19 protein-coding genes are annotated in these 18,652 nt (G+C 58.6%); 14 read left to right on the forward strand and 5 right to left on the reverse strand.

Going from position 1 to position 18,652, the window contains the following annotated elements; genetic code table 11:
- Positions 1 to 17: 17 nt before the first annotated feature.
- Positions 18 to 797 carry an SDR family oxidoreductase gene (locus AC2TEM_RS13795; RefSeq protein WP_170423603.1) on the forward strand — a complete coding sequence of 260 codons (780 nt, stop codon included), beginning with the start codon at positions 18 to 20 and terminating at the stop codon, positions 795 to 797.
- Positions 798 to 1,087: 290 nt separating this feature from the next.
- Positions 1,088 to 2,962 carry an excinuclease ABC subunit UvrC gene (uvrC, locus tag AC2TEM_RS13800; RefSeq protein ID WP_170423605.1) on the forward strand — a complete coding sequence of 625 codons (1,875 nt, stop codon included), beginning with the start codon at positions 1,088 to 1,090 and terminating at the stop codon, positions 2,960 to 2,962.
- Here uvrC and AC2TEM_RS13805 read toward each other — a convergent pair.
- A complete protein-coding gene (locus AC2TEM_RS13805; RefSeq protein ID WP_170408411.1) occupies positions 2,959 to 3,843 on the reverse strand; it encodes a DMT family transporter in 885 nt (294 codons plus the stop codon). The genes uvrC and AC2TEM_RS13805 overlap by 4 nt on opposite strands.
- Before the next feature lie 190 nt (positions 3,844 to 4,033).
- On the opposite strand from AC2TEM_RS13805, the gene pgsA reads away from it, so the two are divergent.
- The 3 genes from pgsA to AC2TEM_RS13820 are packed head-to-tail and all read left to right on the forward strand — an operon-like array spanning position 4,034 to position 5,396.
- Complete coding sequence (gene pgsA / locus AC2TEM_RS13810; protein ID WP_170408410.1) at positions 4,034 to 4,702, forward strand: CDP-diacylglycerol--glycerol-3-phosphate 3-phosphatidyltransferase; 669 nt, start codon at positions 4,034 to 4,036, stop codon at positions 4,700 to 4,702.
- A 3-nt stretch (positions 4,703 to 4,705) separates the two neighbouring features.
- Positions 4,706 to 4,951, forward strand: a complete 246-nt coding sequence (moaD, locus tag AC2TEM_RS13815; RefSeq protein ID WP_170395615.1) for a molybdopterin converting factor subunit 1 — start codon at positions 4,706 to 4,708, stop codon at positions 4,949 to 4,951.
- Between the two features lies 1 nt (position 4,952).
- Positions 4,953 to 5,396, forward strand: a complete 444-nt coding sequence (locus tag AC2TEM_RS13820) for a molybdenum cofactor biosynthesis protein MoaE (RefSeq protein ID WP_170423607.1) — start codon at positions 4,953 to 4,955, stop codon at positions 5,394 to 5,396.
- Positions 5,397 to 5,401: 5 nt separating this feature from the next.
- On the opposite strand, the gene AC2TEM_RS13825 is transcribed toward AC2TEM_RS13820, so the two are convergent.
- The 3 genes from AC2TEM_RS13825 to ubiA all read right to left on the reverse strand — a co-directional run bounded on the left by AC2TEM_RS13825 (position 5,402) and on the right by ubiA (position 8,676).
- Positions 5,402 to 5,722, reverse strand: a complete 321-nt coding sequence (locus AC2TEM_RS13825; RefSeq protein ID WP_170395619.1) for a hypothetical protein — start codon at positions 5,720 to 5,722, stop codon at positions 5,402 to 5,404.
- Between the two features lies 1 nt (position 5,723).
- Entirely contained in the window at positions 5,724 to 7,646 is a 1,923-nt protein-coding gene (locus tag AC2TEM_RS13830; protein ID WP_170423609.1) for an OmpA family protein, read from the reverse strand.
- A gap of 67 nt (positions 7,647 to 7,713) precedes the next feature.
- On the reverse strand, positions 7,714 to 8,676 hold the full coding sequence (gene ubiA, locus AC2TEM_RS13835; RefSeq protein WP_170423611.1) for a 4-hydroxybenzoate octaprenyltransferase: 963 nt from the start codon (positions 8,674 to 8,676) through the stop codon (positions 7,714 to 7,716).
- 12 nt (positions 8,677 to 8,688) lie between these two features.
- Between ubiA and AC2TEM_RS13840 the strand changes: the two genes are divergently transcribed.
- The 9 genes from AC2TEM_RS13840 (at position 8,689) to AC2TEM_RS13880 (ending at position 17,902) form a co-directional block, all read left to right on the forward strand.
- A complete protein-coding gene (locus tag AC2TEM_RS13840) occupies positions 8,689 to 9,414 on the forward strand; it encodes a 16S rRNA (uracil(1498)-N(3))-methyltransferase (RefSeq protein WP_170423613.1) in 726 nt (241 codons plus the stop codon).
- The gene (locus tag AC2TEM_RS13845) at positions 9,411 to 10,259 is read left to right on the forward strand and encodes a GNAT family N-acetyltransferase (protein WP_170423615.1); all 849 of its coding nucleotides are present in this window, start codon (positions 9,411 to 9,413) and stop codon (positions 10,257 to 10,259) included. Before AC2TEM_RS13840 ends, AC2TEM_RS13845 begins: the two co-directional genes overlap by 4 nt.
- Positions 10,256 to 10,783: a hypothetical protein gene (locus AC2TEM_RS13850; protein WP_170408404.1), complete on the forward strand. Its 528-nt coding sequence runs from the start codon at positions 10,256 to 10,258 to the stop codon at positions 10,781 to 10,783. The genes AC2TEM_RS13845 and AC2TEM_RS13850 overlap by 4 nt, the downstream gene beginning before the upstream one ends.
- A gap of 67 nt (positions 10,784 to 10,850) precedes the next feature.
- Entirely contained in the window at positions 10,851 to 12,221 is a 1,371-nt protein-coding gene (locus AC2TEM_RS13855) for a glutamate--cysteine ligase (protein ID WP_170408403.1), read from the forward strand.
- A gap of 70 nt (positions 12,222 to 12,291) precedes the next feature.
- Positions 12,292 to 13,365 carry a phenylalanine--tRNA ligase subunit alpha gene (pheS, locus tag AC2TEM_RS13860; RefSeq protein WP_170423617.1) on the forward strand — a complete coding sequence of 358 codons (1,074 nt, stop codon included), beginning with the start codon at positions 12,292 to 12,294 and terminating at the stop codon, positions 13,363 to 13,365.
- Positions 13,366 to 13,385: 20 nt separating this feature from the next.
- Complete coding sequence (locus AC2TEM_RS13865) at positions 13,386 to 13,835, forward strand: hypothetical protein (RefSeq protein ID WP_170423619.1); 450 nt, start codon at positions 13,386 to 13,388, stop codon at positions 13,833 to 13,835.
- A 261-nt stretch (positions 13,836 to 14,096) separates the two neighbouring features.
- Positions 14,097 to 14,900 carry an alpha/beta hydrolase family protein gene (locus tag AC2TEM_RS13870; protein WP_170423621.1) on the forward strand — a complete coding sequence of 268 codons (804 nt, stop codon included), beginning with the start codon at positions 14,097 to 14,099 and terminating at the stop codon, positions 14,898 to 14,900.
- A 78-nt stretch (positions 14,901 to 14,978) separates the two neighbouring features.
- On the forward strand, positions 14,979 to 17,375 hold the full coding sequence (gene pheT / locus AC2TEM_RS13875) for a phenylalanine--tRNA ligase subunit beta (RefSeq protein ID WP_170423623.1): 2,397 nt from the start codon (positions 14,979 to 14,981) through the stop codon (positions 17,373 to 17,375).
- Between the two features lie 80 nt (positions 17,376 to 17,455).
- Positions 17,456 to 17,902 (forward strand): YtoQ family protein, encoded by a 447-nt coding sequence (locus AC2TEM_RS13880; protein WP_170423625.1) that lies wholly within the window; start codon positions 17,456 to 17,458, stop codon positions 17,900 to 17,902.
- Between the two features lie 51 nt (positions 17,903 to 17,953).
- Here the strand turns inward: AC2TEM_RS13880 and AC2TEM_RS13885 are convergent, their stop codons facing one another.
- The gene (locus AC2TEM_RS13885; RefSeq protein WP_170423627.1) at positions 17,954 to 18,652 is read right to left on the reverse strand and encodes a glutathione S-transferase N-terminal domain-containing protein; all 699 of its coding nucleotides are present in this window, start codon (positions 18,650 to 18,652) and stop codon (positions 17,954 to 17,956) included.

Raw genomic sequence — 18,652 nt, forward strand, 5'->3', positions numbered from 1 at the left:
ACGAGGAGAATGAGCCCATGACCCGAGCATTGGTGACCGGTGCCGGTAAACGCCTTGGTCGTGCCATGGCGCTGTATTTGGCGCAGCGCGGCATGGATGTCGCTGTGCACTATTCCAGTTCGGATCAGGCTGCGCGTGAAACGGTTGATGAGGTTCAGGCGCTAGGCCGAAAGTCAGTTGCGCTGCAGGCCGATCTGCTTGATGAGGGGCAAGTCAGCTCATTGCTGCCGCGTGCAGCTGAGGCGCTGGGTGGTCCGATCACCTGTCTGGTCAACAATGCATCGATATTTGAGTATGACAATATCCACACAGCTACCCGCCAAAGCTGGGATCGGCATCTCGACAGCAATCTGCGCGCACCATTCGTTCTGACCCAAGCCATGGCCGAGCAGGGGTTACAGCCGGAGCTTGATGATCAGGGAGAGCCTCTGGCGATTGGGCTGATCGTGAACATGGTGGATATGCGGGTGCGTAAACTGACGCCTGAGTTCATGTCATACACGATTGCCAAGATGGGGTTGTGGGCCTTGACCCGGACTGCAGCGCAGGCTCTGACACCCGCAATCCGTGTGAACGCGATCGGCCCCGGTCCAACGCTGCAGGGTCATCGCCAAAGTGATGCTCATTTTAGCGCTCAGCGGCAGAACACGATTCTGGAGCGCGGCGCGAACCCGTCGGATATCACTGCTGCGCTGGGATACTTTCTGGATGCGCATGCTGTTACGGGGCAGCTTCTTTGCGTCGATGGAGGGCAACATTTGGGTTGGCAAACACCCGATGTTCTTGGTGTAGAATAAGTAAATCTGCTGCAAGTTTTGCACTGCTCTCGTTCCTGTTATCTGAACGTTACAAAAATGTCTTAATTTTCATACACTTGTCTCAGATCAACAAATTTATCGTTTAAAAACAACACCATAATTTCCTGCCTATTTTTTGTGCAGATCAACGAATAGGCAAGGATTCAAGGGAAAATCACGATGCCCCTAAAGTTATCTGCACAGTTATCCACAGAAGTCGTGGATTTGTTTTCTCTTGATCTGAAGCGCACAAGATTGCAGCCATGGTCAGAGAATCATATCTCAGACTCATGACCGCCAGCACCGATCCCGAATCGTCGACCCAAGCCACCGGCTATGCCTGCATTCAGCGTTATGCGAAAACGCTGGACAGCTCGCCGGGTGTGTATCGGATGTTGGATGGGGACAGCCGAGTTCTTTACGTAGGTAAAGCGCGAAACCTGAAGGCGAGGGTATCGAACTACACCCGCCCGGGACATTCGGGTCGGATCGAGAAAATGATCGCCGCAACTGCCTCGATGATGTTTCTGACCACTCGGACCGAGACCGAGGCGCTGCTGCTGGAACAGAACCTGATCAAGCAGCTCAAGCCCAAATACAACGTATTGTTGCGGGATGACAAAAGCTTCCCGAATATTCTGGTCGCCAAGGATCATGCCTTTCCGCAGATCAAAAAGCACCGAGGGGCGAAGAAAGAAAAGGGGGCTTATTTCGGCCCCTTCGCCAGTGCAGGCGCGGTGAACAGGACGCTGAACCAGCTGCAAAAGGCGTTCCTGCTGCGGAACTGTTCGGATTCCATGTTCGATAGCCGGACCCGGCCGTGTTTGCTCTATCAGATCAAGCGATGTTCTGGACCGTGCGTCGAACTGATCTCGGAAGCCGACTATCGTGAAAGCGTTAAGGATGCCGAAAGGTTCCTGTCAGGCCGATCTACCAAAGTGCAGGAAGATCTCGCCGCGCAGATGATGGCTGCCTCCGAGGCGATGGAGTTCGAACGGGCCGCCGGTCTGCGCGACCGTATCCGGGCGCTGACGCAGGTGCAGACGTCTCAGGGCATCAACCCGCGCGGCGTGGCCGAGGCTGACGTCATTGGTCTCTACATGGACAGCGGGCAAGCCTGCGTTCAGGTGTTCTTCATCCGCGCCAACCAGAACTGGGGTAACCGCGATTTCTATCCGCGCGTCGGCCCGGATGTGTCACAGGCTGAGGCGATGGAAGCGTTTCTGGGCCAATTCTACGACAACAAGGAACCACCCCGGCAGTTGATCCTGTCTGATGCAATCGAGAATGCCGATCTGATGCAGGAGGCATTGTCGGAAAAAGCTGGACGCAAGGTGGAAATCCTGGTGCCCCAGCGCGGTGAAAAGCAGGAACTGATCGCCGGTGCCTTGCGCAACGCACGTGAATCGTTGGCCCGGCGGATGTCGGAAAGTGCCACGCAGGCCAAATTGCTACGCGGTGTGGCCGAGGCCTTTGATCTGGACGCGCCGCCAAACCGGATCGAAGTATACGACAACTCTCACATTCAGGGCACCAATGCTGTGGGTGGCATGATCGTCGCGGGCCCAGAGGGGTTCATGAAAAACGCCTATCGCAAGTTCAACATCCGCGGCGATGATCTAACCCCCGGCGATGACTTCGGCATGATGAAAGAGGTCCTGACCCGCCGTTTTACGCGCCTGCAAAAGGAAGATCCGGATCGGGACAAAGGGCATTGGCCCGATCTGCTGCTGATCGACGGTGGTGCAGGGCAGGTGAGCGCCGTGAATGAGATCATGGCCCAGCACGGGGTCGAGGATATCCCGATGGTCGGTGTCGCCAAGGGTGTCGATCGCGATCACGGCAAGGAAGAATTCCATCGAATCGGGCAGCGCCCTTTTGCGCTGAAACGCAACGATCCCGTATTGTACTTTATCCAGCGCTTGCGGGATGAGGCGCATCGCTTTGCCATCGGCACCCATCGCGCGAAACGCGCTAAGGCGGTTGGTGCAACGCCACTGGACGAAATCCCCGGCGTCGGGGCCGCGCGCAAACGCGCCCTGCTGACTCATTTCGGCAGCGCCAAAGCGGTGAGCCGAGCCAATTTGGCGGATCTTAAAGCCGTCGAGGGGATTTCAGCCGGGCTGGCGCAGAAGGTCTATGACTTCTTCCATGACAAGGGCTAGGCTTTTCGCCCCCGCCAAAGGATATAGAGGCCCGACGCCACGATGAGGCCGCAGCCAATCCACATGGTCTGATCCAATCGCTCGCCAAACATCAACACGCCCAAGCCGATACCGAATAACAGCCGCGAATAGCGAAACGGCGTCACAGATGAGACCTCGCCGGTGCGCATCGCCTTCATCAGCGCGGCATAGGCCATGACCCCCATCACAATCGCCCCGCCCATGTGCAGACTGACATTAGGCGTCAGAGTTTGCAGCGGTGTTCCTTCCCAGAATCGATAAGCCAAACCCGCGACAATGATGCAGAGGAAGCCATAGAACCCCAGAACCTCAGTGCCCAGTGTTGCGGGTGCGGCGCGGCTGGCCAGATCGCGCCCCGCAAAGCCGAGCATCCCCAGCACGGCAAGGATTGACAGGGCCGAGAAGCTGTCTCCGGTCGGTTGGATGATGATCACAACGCCAACAAGACCGATCAAAATGGCGCTCCATCGCCGCCAGCCGACGGATTCTCCAAAGAACAACGCGGCCCCTGCGACGACAACCAGTGGTGTGGCCTGAAGGATCACCGTAGCCGAGGACAGTGGCGTCAAAGCGATCGCCAATACATAGAAAAGCCGTCCAAGGATCTCGAAGACCACACGTACCTTCATCGGGCGCGACAGCACGTCGGGTTGGAACAGACGCGTGCTACGTACTGTGGCAACCGCGGCATAGATCACTGCACCACCAGCACCGAAAAGAACAAGCACTTGCCAGATCGGGATCGACGCCGAAGCCGCCTTAAGCAGCGCATCCTCCAGCGCGAACAGTGCCATTGCGGCGACCATCCAGGCGCTGCCGATCAGATTTGACCGGGGATCGGTTTGAATATGCGGTGTCATGTCAGCTCTGGGGTGTTGTCTGGTTGGCCAGCCGACAATCTGACGCCAAAGCAATCAAGTGCCAAGATGAAACCTGTAATGTGACCACCGCTGCGACGCTTTGACTTTTAAGACAGCAAACGCTTGTGTTGGGTCAGTTTTTTAAGCCCCTGTCTTTTCTGTCTTGAACCGGCGATGTAGGGTCCAAGCCATGAAATGGAACCTGCCGAATATTCTGACTGTACTGCGCCTTGTGGCGGCCCCCGGTCTCGCCGTGATGTTTCTGTATTTCACCCGTCCCTATGCGGATTGGTTTGCTTTGATCCTGTTCCTGTCAGCGGCGATCACCGATTGGTTCGACGGGTATCTGGCGCGCGCCTGGAAACAGGAAACGAAGATTGGCGCCATGCTGGATCCCATTGCCGACAAGGCAATGGTGGTAATCGCGCTGATGATATTGGTGGGCTATTCGACTGAACACTGGACACCATGGCTGGTCCTGCCCGCGACAGTGATCCTGTTTCGCGAAGTCTTTGTCTCAGGCTTGCGAGAGTATCTGGGCGATGTGGCCGGAACCCTGAAGGTCACCAAGCTGGCCAAGTGGAAAACGACGGCACAGATGGTAGCGATCGCGATCCTGTTCTCGCAGGGGATATTCGAGCACCATTTTGTGATGGCCACGTTTGGCATGGATGCGACAATCATTGATCAGGTTCTAGCAGGGCAGGTCGAGGACCTGAACAACATCCGCTGGCATCTTGAGGCCATGTTCTGGTCAGGTCGTATCGGGCTATGGCTGCTCTGGATTGCCGCGACGCTGACATTGATCACAGGCTATGACTACCTACGTAAAGCCATGCCCCACCTGAAGGAGAGCTAACCGATGAACGTGCTGTATTTCGCCTGGGTGCGCGAACGCATCGGCCTGCCGAAAGAGAAGATAGAAACTGAGGCCGCAACAGTCAGCGATTTGGTCGCGGAACTGAGCGCGCGTGAGGATCGCTATGCTGCTGCCTTTGCCGATCTGTCGGCCTTGCGCGTGGCGCTGGACCAAGAGCTTTCGGATTTTGACGCCCCACTGACCGGTGTGCGCGAGGTTGCATTCTTTCCGCCCATGACGGGTGGCTAGAATGCGGATCGTCGTGCAGGAGGCCCCGTTCGATCTGGGGGCCGAAGCCAACGCTTTTGCCGCCGGGGACGATGCCAACGGTGCCATCGTGACCTTCACGGGCGTTGTGCGCGATCTGGCTTCGGGCGATCTGGATGTGATGGAGATCGAGCACTATCCCGGCATGACCGAACGCGCCCTAACCAAGATAGCGGAAGAGGCGCAAGCCCGTTGGTCACTGGGCAACGTTCTGGTGATCCACCGCCACGGAAGGCTTGCGCCTGGTGACCGTATCATGATGGTCGCCACCGCCGCACCGCACCGCAACGATGCGTTTGAGGCGGCGGAATATCTGATGGATTACCTTAAGTCTCGCGCGCCATTCTGGAAGAAGGAAATCACCACGTCCGGAGCAGAATGGGTGGCTGCCAAGGACGAGGATGAAGACGCGCTGACCCGCTGGTAGGGTGCCTAGTCTGCGTTGTTGATCCGCCCGCGCATCTCTTCGGCTTCCTGCCGCGCCGCGCGCAGCCCTTCCATTGCGGCATTCAACTCGGCTTCGGTTTGAGTCAGCTGGTTGGTCAGCTCTGCCTCGCGCTGCTGAAGATATGTGATTGCCTGATCGCGTGTTTCTTCGGCCTCGTGCAGTTCCTGACTCATGCGGTCAAGATCGGCCACGTCGCTTTGGCGAACACGGGACAGCCGATGGGCCAGCCAGTTGGCGAACCAACCCATGCAGAAAGCTGCGAACAGGATGATGGCTGTGGCGATGATGAATTCTGTTCTGTTCAACTTACTGGTCCTCTGAGCCTGCATCCGGTGCGTCGGTTTCAGGTGTCTCGATTTCGGCCTCAGATTCGGCCTCGGCTTCCATCGCCTCAAGCCCGGTCAGGGTGTTGGCCACGGGTTCAGGACGGATCAGGCGAAACTCTATGCGGCGGTTCTCTTCGCGGCCTTCTTCGGTTTCGTTATCGGCGATGGGCTGCGTCTCGCCATACCCGACCGCAGAAAAGCTTGAGGTTGGCACGCGCCGTCCGCGCAATTCGTTCAGGATCGACTGTGCGCGCGACTGGCTGAGCTGCTGGTTCATCTCTTCACGGCCCTGACTGTCGGTATGGCCCTGAATCTCCAACCGGATGGGGCCACATTCACGCAGGATGTCCGCGATCTGGTTCAGGGCATCGCGCGAGTCTGCTGCGACGGTGGCTGATCCCGGTTCGAACGCAATTTTGCTGGCGGCCTGAACCTCGGCCAGCTGCTCTTCGCAGACCTCAGGGTCGGGCGGCGCGTCGGCGGGTGCGGGCGGCTCCTGATAGGTGATTGACAGGGTGTAATCCTGCGCCTCGCCCAGCTTGTCCGACAGCATGCCGGCGATCCGGGCCTTGGCGTCGGGATCATGGCTGATGCCCGACAGCGCTACATTGTCCGGCGTAACGGTCAGGGCGCCATTGTGCAGTTGCGACAGTGCCTCCAGCCCGGCCAAGACGCGTATGGGCCAATCCGCGGGCAGGTCCGGTGCAATCCGGGTGGCTGTGTGCACCTGCAATGATCCAAAGGCGGCACGTGCAAAGCTGTCGGTCATTTCACGCAGCGTTTCGTCACTCAGACGGCCACGCAGTTGAACCAAACCCTCAGGGCTACGTGTTGCGACGAATTCAATAGGCCCAGTCGGGTCATCCGGTTCGGGTTCGGGAAGAACTGCATGCAAGGCGAAAACCTCGGGCAGCGTATTTTCGAGCTCTCCCACGATGCGGTCGAACTCCAAAGGGTTAGTCCCTTGTGTGGCAACTAGAGTGATATCTGCATCCGACAGAGTAACTGAACCCTGACCAAGTTCGGATAGCGCACGAATGCTGAGCTGCGCTGCATTCGCCCAACGCGGAGACGGTACGCCTAGCCCAATGGTGCAGGAATAGGGGCCGGTCAGTCCGGCCTCTTGTGCTGCAGCGACGATGATGTCGCGCGCAACTTCATCCTGGGCCGAGCACGCATCAAACTGCCCGCCATCTTCATCAATCAAATAGCGCAGCGTGAATGGTGTGATTACCGGGCGAGGTGCCGAAATCGAAAGGCCAATTCGCAGACCTGGTGGCGCGGCGCGGCTCAGGTCTTGTTCCAGCTGGTCTTTCTCTTGCTGGCTATCGGCAATCGCCGTGATACGCACCAACCCTGGGCTGGCAGATATCTTGGCCCGTGGCAAATCCGAGAGCGCTTCGATCGCATAGTCGATTGCCTGATCCCATCCGTCTGGCTTGGGATAGTCGGCACTTTCCATCAGGTCCGAGACTGACGCGTCCCGATCAAGGCGTTGCAGCCTGTCTACCAGATCGTCGCGATCCAGAGCCGCAGGTACTAGCCCGATAATCGAAATTCCGCTGTCATTGCGCAAGATCTCGGTAGAAAAGCGGGGCGGTGTCAGATCGGCGGTGGGAGCAACCTCCATCTCGTCAATGACGCGCGAGGTGTCGACCTCGGTGCCCGCAGCGATCAGGGCGTTGAATCGGGTCGCCTCAGTCGGGGCCGTGCCGGTCAGAACGACACGCAGGCCGTCGGATTCGACTTCGGCCCAATCATGCCCCTGCAAGTTCAAGGCCTTTCGCACGGCCAGTTCCGAGGCGTCTTCGATCTTGCTGACCGCAAATCCAGCGACCACCAGCGATAGAACGGCGGACACCGCGAAAATCAACGCAACAGCTAGGGCGTAAGGCAGACGCATGGGCGAAATCGAGACTCCTCGGGCGGTTGGTTCCGGGACTCATACAGAGCGCAGCACAGAGGTGCAATCAGAGGAAAAGGGCGACGCAGAGGAAGATCAGCGGAATCAAGCCGGTGTCACGATTGGCCCGGAAAAGCTGCAGCAATTTGGCGTTGTCCTCCGTGTCCAGCCCCCGCAATTGCCAGGCCAGATGCCACCCCATCGCCCAGGGCCCGCCAAGGGCGACCGCCAAAGCAAGAACCGATGTCCCGGGCAAAGCCGCGTCGATAATTGCAAAGGCCATTAGACTGACGGTTCCAATCAGAAAATACTTGAGCCAACGGGCGGTATCGGTGCCAAACAGCCGTGCGGTTGACTTGATGCCGATCAGCTCGTCATCTTCGGCATCCTGATGGGCGTAGATCGTGTCGTAGAACAAAGTCCAGGCGATTCCTGACAGATAAAGCATGATTGCAGGCCAGCCCACGGTGCCGGTATGTGCAGCCCAGGCCAGCAATGCGCCCCAGTTGAAGGCCAGCCCCAGAAAAATCTGCGGCCACCACGTAAAACGTTTTGCATAGGGATAGATGGTAACAGGCAGCAAAGACAGAACCCCCATCGCAATCGCGGCCCGGTTGAAGGTCAGAAGGATGGCCAGGGCCAACAGACATTGCAGCACCATCCAGAATGCAGCCTGACGGACACTCACTTGGCCTGAGGGAATCGGGCGCGACCTTGTACGCTCGACCTTCCCGTCAAACTCACGATCAGTAATGTCATTCCACGTACAGCCCGCGCCGCGCATCAAAAACGCACCAATGGCACAACCAACTGCGATCCAAAGATCCTCCCATCGTGGTGCGCCGTCGCTCAGGATGGCCAAGGCCAGACCCCACCAGCAGGGAATCAGCAGAAGCCATGTGCCGATGGGTCGGTCTGCGCGGCTGAGCCGCAGGTAAGGGCGGGCAAAGGCGGGGGCGTGGGTGTCGACCCAATTGCCGGTTACGGCATCGGCGACTTGACCGTCTGGTGTTGGGGCATTGCCTTGCATATGTAGGTTCTCATGAATGCGAAGATCAGACTGTATGTAGAGCACCCTTTGGGTCCGGGGCAATCGGTTCCTTTGACGCGTGAACAGGCGCATTATCTGTTCGGTGTCATGCGCCTGTCGGTTGGGGGCCGGGTCGCCCTGTTCAATGGCAGCGATGGCGAGTGGCAGGCAGAGGTTGCAGAAGCGGGCAAACGAGGCGGTATTCTGTCGTGCGTGGAGCAATCGAAACCTCTGCAATTACCGCCCGATCTGTGGCTTCTCTTTGCACCGATCAAGAAGGCGCGGACCGATTTCATCGTTGAAAAAGCAGCTGAAATGGGGGCCGCACGGATCATACCGGTGCAGACCGAATTCACCAACTCCGAGCGCATTCGACAGGATCGCTTGCAGGCCCACGCAATTGAGGCGGCCGAACAATGTGGCGGCACTTTTGTGCCTGAGGTCGCTGACCTCCAGCGATTGGATCGTATCCTGGGCGCGTGGCCCGATGATCGCCAATTGATGTTCTGTGACGAGGCAGAAGCCGGCTCGGCCCTGCGCTTGGCAGAGAATGAGAAAGGCAAGCCGTGGGCGATCCTGATCGGCCCCGAGGGCGGGTTTTCCGGGCCCGAACGCAAACGGTTGGCAGAGCTGCCATTTACCCATGTGGTCAGCCTCGGCCCACGCATCCTGCGCGCCGATACAGCAGCCGTTGCGGCGATGACAATGTGGCAGCAAGCGTTGGGAGATTGGACGTGACGTGGCAATTGGCGCAGGAAACGGACCTGTCCAGGATCGACTCGTTTTTGTCCCAACATATCCAAACATCGATGTTCCCTTTGGCCAATCTACGGGATTTTGGCCTGTGCGGTACGCATCCCCGGTCGTTGAATGCATGGACGCTTGGCAGCCCGTTGCGTGCGGTCTTTGCCATAACAAATGAAGGCATGATCCTGCTGCAATGTCCCGACTGTTCGGATACCGAACTTGCCGCGGCGATTGACCTTATTCGAGGCCGGGCCCTGTTCGGCATCGCGGCTGAGGCAACGCAGGCCCGTCGGATAATGCGGTTGGCAGGTTGGGAAGGGCGACCCGCGACCCTGAACAGCGATGAGCCGGGGTTTTCCCTGGCGCTGGATCGACTTCAAATACCGGATTTCAGTGGGGCAGATCTCATGCCGCTTACTGATGTAGACCGTTCGGTCCTTGAAGACTGGCGAGAATGCTACCTCATCGAAGCCATGGATTTTGATCCTGTGCGCGCACAGACGCAGGCTGGGAAGGACATCAAGACCTATATCGAGCGAGAATCTCATCGAGTTTTGCTGCAGAATGGCCTACCGGTCAGCATGACCGGCTTCAACGCTCGCTTGCCTGAAGTGGTGCAGATCGGCGGTGTCTACACACCACCCGATTTACGAGGGCGAGGCTATGCGCGTTTGGCTGTTGCCCTGCATCTGGTTGAGGCGCGCGACGCGGGAGTTTCCAGAGCTGTCCTCTTTGCGGCTTCCGATGCGGCAGCGCGTGCCTATATATCCATTGGGTTCCAGCCTGCAGGTCAATACTCGCTGATCCTGTTCAAAAACCCGGAGGACGTGGCATGAGTTTCTTTCGACCCGAAGCCAAACTGGCACTGTGGCGCTGGCGCGAAGTGCTGGTTGCAGGGTTTGTTCTGATCCTCGGCCTCAGCTGGATCAGCGGCCCTGGTGGATTGCTGGCGTGGTTGGGGTGGCTGCTGATCGTCGTCTCGATGGCCCTGGCGGTGATCGGAGTGCAACGCGCGCGCTTTCGCAATGGTGCGGGCGGGCCGGGCGTGGTGACTATTGATGAAGGCCAGATCACCTATCTGGGCCCGCTCGACGGCGGCATCGTTGCAGCCCGCGAAATCGAGCGGTTGGCGTTGGATCCGACCTCGCAACCTGCGCATTGGGTTTTGGATCAGCCAGGGCAACCGACCCTTCACATTCCGGTGAACGCCGAAGGGGCCGAGGCACTGTTTGATGTGTTTTCAGCACTTCCGGGGCTGAAAACCGAGCAAATGCTGTCGGAACTCAACGGTCGTGCGGCACATCCGGTGGTGATCTGGGAGCGTACGCCGTCACGGCCTGCGCACCTTAGGCTGCATTGACACTGGCGCGGTTTGCGCTCAGGACTGACCGCCAAGACAGACACATCAGGATCGGAGCACGGGTCACATGTCCATCCCCCAGTCCGGCGGCGGACCGATCGAACGCCATGAGCAACTGGCCGAATATCTGGAATCGGGCTGCAAGCCCAAGGAAGATTGGCGCATCGGAACCGAGCATGAGAAGTTCGGCTATTGCAAAGACACTCTGAAACCTCTGCCGTTTGAAGGCAAACGGTCGATTGTGGCCGTGCTGGAAGGTCTGCGAGACCGCCATGGCTGGGCCGAAGTGCGTGAAGCTGGACATTTAATCGGGCTTGAGAAGGACGGCGCGAACGTCAGCCTGGAACCAGGCGGTGCGTTGGAACTGTCCGGCGCTCCGCTCGAGACAATTCATGAAACGTGTGATGAGGTGAACACTCACCTGCGTGAAGTGAAGGATATCGCCGATGAGATCGGTGTGGGCTTCATCGGACTTGGCGCGGCTCCGATCTGGACCCATGAAGAGATGCCGTTGATGCCGAAAGGCCGTTACCGGCTGATGAACGACTACATGGAGAAAGTCGGCACTATGGGCCGCGCCATGATGCGGCGCACCTGCACGGTTCAGGTCAATATCGACTTCGGGTCCGAAGCCGACATGGTGCAGAAACTGCGCGTGGCGCTGGCTCTTCAGCCGGTCGCGACGGCGCTGTTTGCGAACTCTCCGTTTTTCGAGGGCAAGGTGAACGGCCAGAAAAGCTGGCGCAGTTATATCTGGCGGCATCTGGACGATGCACGGACGGGCATGCTGCCCTTTGTGTTCGAAGAAGGCTTCGGGTTCGAACGCTATGTACAATATGCGCTCGATGTACCGATGTATTTCGTCTATCGCGACGGCCAGTATATCAACGCGCTGGGCATGTCGTTCCGCGACTTCCTGCAGGGCAAACTGCCTGCACTGCCCGGTGAGACGCCGACTCTGTCCGATTGGGCCGATCACCTGACCACGGCATTTCCCGAAGCGCGGATCAAGAAATTCATGGAGATGCGCGGCGCCGATGGTGGCCCATGGCGCAGGCTCTGTGCGCTGCCTGCCTTCTGGGTTGGTCTGACCTATGATCAAACCGCACTGGATGCCGCTTGGGATCTGGTCAAAGGCTGGGATGCCGAGACGCGCGAAGCGCTGCGGGTTGAGGCTGCCAAGGATGGCCTGCAAGCGCAGGTTGGCAACATCAACATGCATGATCTGGCGCGCGAAGTGGTCTCGATCGCAGAGGCCGGACTTGCATCCCGCGCGCGCCCCGGTGCGGGTGGTCTGGTGCAGGACGAGACGCATTTCTTGAACGCGCTCAAGGACAGCATCGATACGGGCAAGGTGCCCGCAGATGAGTTGCTGGATCACTACAATGGCGACTGGAATGGCGATCTGACCCGGATTTATCCCGAATACAGCTATTGATCCCCACCGTCCCGCTTGCATTCGCGGGGCGGGGCCGATAGCAGGTTGGCGACCAAATTCAGAGGGCGTCATGGACGATCTTAAGGCAAAATATCTGGGCCAAATCGCCGAAGCTGGCGATGAAAACGCGCTTGAGGCGATCCGCGTCGCTGCCGTGGGCAAAAAAGGCGAGGTCGCGCTGAAGATGCGCGAGTTGGGCAAGATGACCCCCGAAGAGCGTCAGGTCGCAGGCCCCGCGCTGAACGCCCTGAAGGATGAGATCAACTCGGCCCTGTCGGCCAAGAAAGCAGCGCTTGCCGATGCCGCGCTGGATGAACGTCTGCGCACCGAATGGCTGGATGTCACCCTGCCGACTCGCGCGCGCCGTCAGGGCTCGATCCACCCGGTCAGCCAGGCGACCGAGGAACTGACCGCGATCTTTGCCGAACTGGGTTTCTCGGTGGCCGAAGGTCCGCGGATCGAAACCGACTGGCACAACTTCGACGCCCTGAACATCCCCGGCCACCACCCCGCGCGGGCCGAGATGGACACGTTCTACATGCACCGCGCCGAGGGCGACAATCGCCCGCCGCATGTGCTGCGCACCCATACCTCGCCAGTGCAGATCCGCTCGATGGAACTGCAGGGCGCGCCGATCCGCGTGATCTGCCCGGGCGGTGTCTACCGCGCCGACTATGACCAGACTCACACGCCGATGTTCCATCAGGTCGAGGGGCTGGCCATCGACAAGGATATCTCGATGGCGAACCTGAAATGGGTTCTGGAAGAGTTCGTGAAAGCGTTCTTTGAGGTCGACGATGTCGAACTGCGCTTCCGCGCATCGCACTTCCCCTTTACCGAGCCCTCGGCCGAGGTCGATATCCGCTGTTCCTGGGACAACGGTCAGTTGAAAATCGGCGAGGGCGACGACTGGATGGAGATTCTGGGTTCCGGCATGGTCCACCCCAAGGTGATCGCGGCCGGTGGGATTGATCCTGACGTCTATCAGGGCTTTGCCTTCGGCATCGGCATCGACCGTCTGGCGATGCTGAAATACGGTATCCCTGATTTGCGGGCGTTCTTTGATTCCGACCTGCGCTGGCTGCGTCACTACGGGTTTGCGGCGCTGGATATGCCGAACCTGCATGGTGGTTTGTCTCGGTGATATCCTCCGCTCCAACGACGATGGATTGGTTACAGCTAGCCGCTCCATTTGTTGCGGCGGCCTTCGGTTTGCTGCTTTATGGCAGACAGAAGAGAATTGATCGAAAAGAGGCTCTTATCGAAGCGCGACGTCGTGTCTACAAACACTTCCTTGATGCCGTTTTTGAGCACGCGGAAAAGCGATCTGAAGCAAGCCGCTACGAGTACGACAAGTCGAAAACAGAGTTGATTCTGGTAGCTTCGGACGAGGTACTAGAGGAACTGGTGATGCTCCAAGAAGCCAGCGTTATGGACGACGTTGCCCTTGGAGAATGGGATGTCCATGAACGTATTCTGCCTGTAATCTCCGCAATGCGCGCAGATTGCTTCGAAATTACGGGCATATCTGAGAACAAACTTAGTTATCTAACGCCGATTGGGAAGCCAACACCGCTGCATCCGAGGCTTGAAGGTCACTTTGAGCCTGAATGAGAATAGTTGCATTGTGACTTGAACCGACAAAGGCGCGGGGCAATGGCCGATAGGCCGCCGCGCTATCGCCAGACCGCCCGCACGGGCTGGCGATTTGTCTCCGTCGGCGCACCGCTCGTACAGTACGCGGATTTGGTTGGCATAAAGTGCCCAACACAAACCTTGGATCGCCACCCCGAGGTCTGACGACAGCGCGGCTTGTTACAGGTTCCCACAGGGTTGTGACGTGACAGTAGGCGTCAGTTGGCTAGGCTCCGGCCTATGATCTACCGACTGCTTTTCCTGCTGCTAACCGCCACCCCGGCACTCGCCATGGGGCCTTGGAAATCTGACTGCCATGGCGATACCGCTTGTGAGGTCGGCGACCGTTCGTACCATGTGCTGGAACCTGATGGCTGGGATGGCGAAACGCCTCTGCCGGTGCTGTTGCACTTCCACGGCTGGGCGCGGCAAGGCGATGTGGTGGTGAACCATGAACGCATCGCCGGGGCTACGAAACTGCGTGATGTGCTGTTGGTGGCTCCGAATGGGCTGGGCAAAAGTTGGAACTTCTGGACTGCCGATACCGCAGACGTGCCGTTCGCAGATCGCGTGCTTGAGGACGTCGCCAAACGCTATCCCATTGATCTTGAACGCATATATGTCTCGGGTTATTCTTATGGCGGCGCAATGGCATGGCGCTATGTCTGCCAGTCGGGAAACGACATCGCCGCTCTGCTGGCGGTTGCGGGCTCGATCCGCCAGACCGAGGATTGCCCGGAAGCCCCGCGCGAGGTGCGCCATGTGCATGGGCTGGACGATACGGTGATGGATTTTCCCTTTGGGCCGGACGGCGATACGACCTATCCGGTGGCGCTGTGGAAGGCCAAGTTCAACTGCAACGGTGCCACTCCGCGTGGGGATTGGAGCGTGAAGCCCTTCCTGACGCTCAGCCGATTGGAGTGGACCGATTGCGCGCAAGGGCAGGTGACACTGGACACCCATCCCGGCGGGCACTTTATTCCCCACGGCTGGATCGGCTGGCAGCTGGACGAGCTTTTGGGTCGCACCCCTACCTATCCGTGAGCCGCAGCGCTTGCACCTCGGCGCAATCTTTGCCATTGCCTGTGCCGACTGAATGTTTGCCGAAAAAGGCCCGCTGCAATGAAATTCACTCTGTCCTGGCTGAAAGACCACCTCGATACGGATGCGTCGGTTGATGAGATCGCCGAAGCACTGACTGATCTCGGGCTTGAGGTCGAAGAGATCGTCAACCCGGCGGACCGTCTGGCGGGCTTTACGCTGGGCCATGTGAAACATGCCGAGAAGCACCCGGACGCCGATAAGCTGCGCGTTTGCACGGTTGAAACCGACGAGGGCGATCTGCAGATCATTTGCGGCGCGCCCAATGCGCGCGAAGGCATCACCGTGGTGGTTTGTAAACCGGGTATGTATATTCCCGGCCTGGATATCACCATCAGCGTCGGCAAGATCCGTGGCGTCGAGAGCTTTGGCATGATGGCATCCGAGCGCGAGCTTGAGCTGTCGGATGAACACGACGGGATTATCGAGCTGCCCTCGGGTGAGGTCGGCGACAAGTTTGTCGATTGGTTGGCTGAGAACGATCCGTCAAAGGTTGATCCGATGATCGAGATCGCGATCACGCCGAACCGCCCGGATGCGCTGGGTGTTGCGGGTATTGCGCGAGATCTGGCTGCACGTGGATTGGGCACGCTGAAGGTGCGTGACTATGTCCCCGTGCCGGGGGACTTTGAAAGCCCGATCAAAGTGTCGATTGATGAAGATACGCTGGATGGCGCGCCGCATTTCACCGGTCGGCTTATCAGGGGCGTCAAAAACGGCCCCAGCCCGCAATGGCTGCAGGACCAGTTGAAGGCGATTGGTCTGCGTCCGATCTCGGCCTTGGTGGATATCACCAACTATATGACCTTCGATCACAACCGCCCGCTGCACGTATTCGATGCCGACAAGGTGCAGGGTAACCTACGCGTTCACCGTGCCAAAGGTGGCGAGAAGCTGGTTGCACTGGATGAGAAAGAATACACACTACAGCCCGGCATGATGGTGATTTCGGACGACAAAGGCCCGGAATCTATCGCGGGTATCATGGGCGGCGAGGAAACCGGTTGTACCGAGGAGACCGTGAACGTTTTCCTTGAAAGTGCGTTCTGGGATCATGTGCAGATTGCCCTCACAGGTCGGGCGCTGAAGATAAACTCGGACGCGCGGTATCGATTCGAGCGCGGCGTCGACCCGGAATACACGCGCGAAGGGTTGGAGCATGCGACGCAGATGATCTTGGATATCTGCGGCGGTGAAGCCTCGAATGTGGTCGAGGCGGGCAAAGCGCCGAACCACGCGCGGGCCTACAAACTGGACGCGGCGCGCGTGCAGTCCCTAGTCGGGATGGAGATTCCGGAAAGCGAGCAGCGGCAGACATTGACCCGTTTGGGCTTTCGTCTGGATGGCGAGATGGCGCATGTGCCCAGCTGGCGACCCGATATCATGGGGGAAGCCGATCTGGTGGAAGAGGTTGCGCGGATCGCTTCTCTGACCAAGTTGCAGGGTATTCCGCTGCCGCGTACGACGGCGGGTATCCCCAAACCGGTCATGACAGCCACGCAGCGTCGCCAGTCGATGGCGCGCCGGACCTGTGCAGCGCTGGGGTACAATGAATGTGTGTCTTATACCTTCATCGATCAGGCCTCGGCAGCCTTGTTCGGGGGCGGTGACGCAGCAACCATGTTGGAAAACCCGATCTCGTCCGAGATGAGCCATATGCGCCCTGATCTGCTGCCTGGTTTGCTGCAAGCGGCGGCGCGCAATCAGGCACGGGGTTATGCCGATCTGGCCTTGTTCGAGGTCGGGCCGGTGTTCCACGATGGTGAGCCGGGGGATCAACAGACACAGATTGCCGGCCTGATGGTTGGGCGTAGCGGTCCCAAGGATGTGCACGGCGCGTCTCGTTCGGTTGACTTGTTTGACGCGAAAGCTGACGCCGAGGCGGTGCTTGCCGCAATTGGCGCGCCCGCGAAGGTTCAGATTCTGCGCGACAGCGATGCCTGGTGGCACCCGGGCCGACATGGAAAAATCTGTCTGGGTCCGAAAAAGGTACTGGGCGTCTTTGGCGAATTGCATCCGCGCGTGTTGCAGGCGATGGACATCAAGGGCCCGGCGATGGCGTTCACCATTTGGCCGGATCAGGTGCCGATGCCACGTAAATCCGGTGCGACCCGTTCTGCCTTGGAATTGCGCGACCTGCAGGCGGTCGAGCGCGATTTCGCCTTTGTTGTAAATGCGGATATCGAAGCTCTGACGTTGGTCAATGCGGCTGCGGGTGCTGATAAGGCTCTGATCGAGGACGTGCGCGTCTTTGACGAATTCATTGGCGGTAGCGTCGGCGAGGGCAAGAAGTCTCTGGCCATTACCGTAAGGCTTCAGCCGTCGGACGCGACCCTGAAGGAAAAGGATATCGAGGCGGTCAGCACCAAGATTGTCGAAAAAGTGGTGAAAGCCACTGGCGGCGTCTTGCGGGGATGAGTTGGTTTTCGCCTCCGGCGGGAGTATTTTTGAAATGATAAAGGGGCCATTGCGCCCCTTTTTCACGGGAGGAGAGAAAAATGCTTAAGGTCTATTTGTCCGGTGAGATTCACACGGATTGGCGCGAGCAGATCATTGCGGGCGCCGATGGGTTGGATGTTGAGTTCAGTAGCCCGGTCACCGATCACGGTGCTTCGGACGATTGCGGTGTCACGATCTTGGGGGCCGAGCCGAACAAGTACTGGCATGATCACAAGGGTGCCATGGTCAACGCGATCCGGACCCGCAAGGGCATATCAGACGCGGATGTTGTGGTTGTACGCTTTGGGGACAAATACAAGCAGTGGAACGCGGCATTTGACGCGGGCTATGCGGCAGCACTGGGCAAGTCGATCATTGTTCTGCACGGGGCTGATCATCAGCACGCGCTGAAAGAAGTAGATGCAGCAGCCCTCGCCGTCGCTGAAGAACCCGCGCAAGTTGTTGAGATCTTGCGCTACGTTCTAACAGGCGCGCTGCCTGGGTAACCCGATGGCCCGTGACGGCGGATTTGGATCCCGCCGCACAGGCCTTGTGTATCAATCCCGTGAGGGGATGTTCAGTCCTCTTTGCACTGCGGGTCGATCCAGGAACCTGTCCAGATAGCGCGTAACGTTGCCATAGCTTTCCCAGCCTATGACATCCTTGACGCCGTAATAATCTAAACCGCGCAGCCAGGGCGCGATTGCGATATCGGCGATCGAGAATTCTCCGGCGATCCAATCTTGGCCGTCCAGTTGCCGGTCGAGAACGTTCAGCAGGCGTTTGGCCTCGGACACGTAGCGTTCGCGCGGGCGGGGGTCTTCGATTTCAGCCCCTGCGAATTTGTGGAAATACCCAAGCTGGCCAAACATTGGTCCGATACCGCCCATCTGAAACATAACCCATTGGGTGACCCGGTGCTTGTCGCCTTTGTTCTGACCCAGCAGCTTACCGCTCTTTTCAGCGAGGTACAGAAGGATTGCACCGCTTTCGAACAAAGCCAACGGAGCATCGTCGGGCCCGTTGGGATCAATGATTGCCGGGATCTTGTTGTTCGGGTTCAGCGAAAGAAATTCCGGGCTTTTGACATCTGCATCGGCCAGTGTGACACGATGTGCCTCATAAGGCAGGCCGGTTTCTTCCAGCATGATCGACGCCTTTACCCCGTTGGGTGTGGGGAAGGAATAAAGCTGAATCCGCTCGGGGAACTGTGGGGACCATTTATTCATGATCGGGAATTGGATTGTGTCCAGCAT

Source organism: Ruegeria sp. HKCCD3925 (assembly GCF_057221175.1).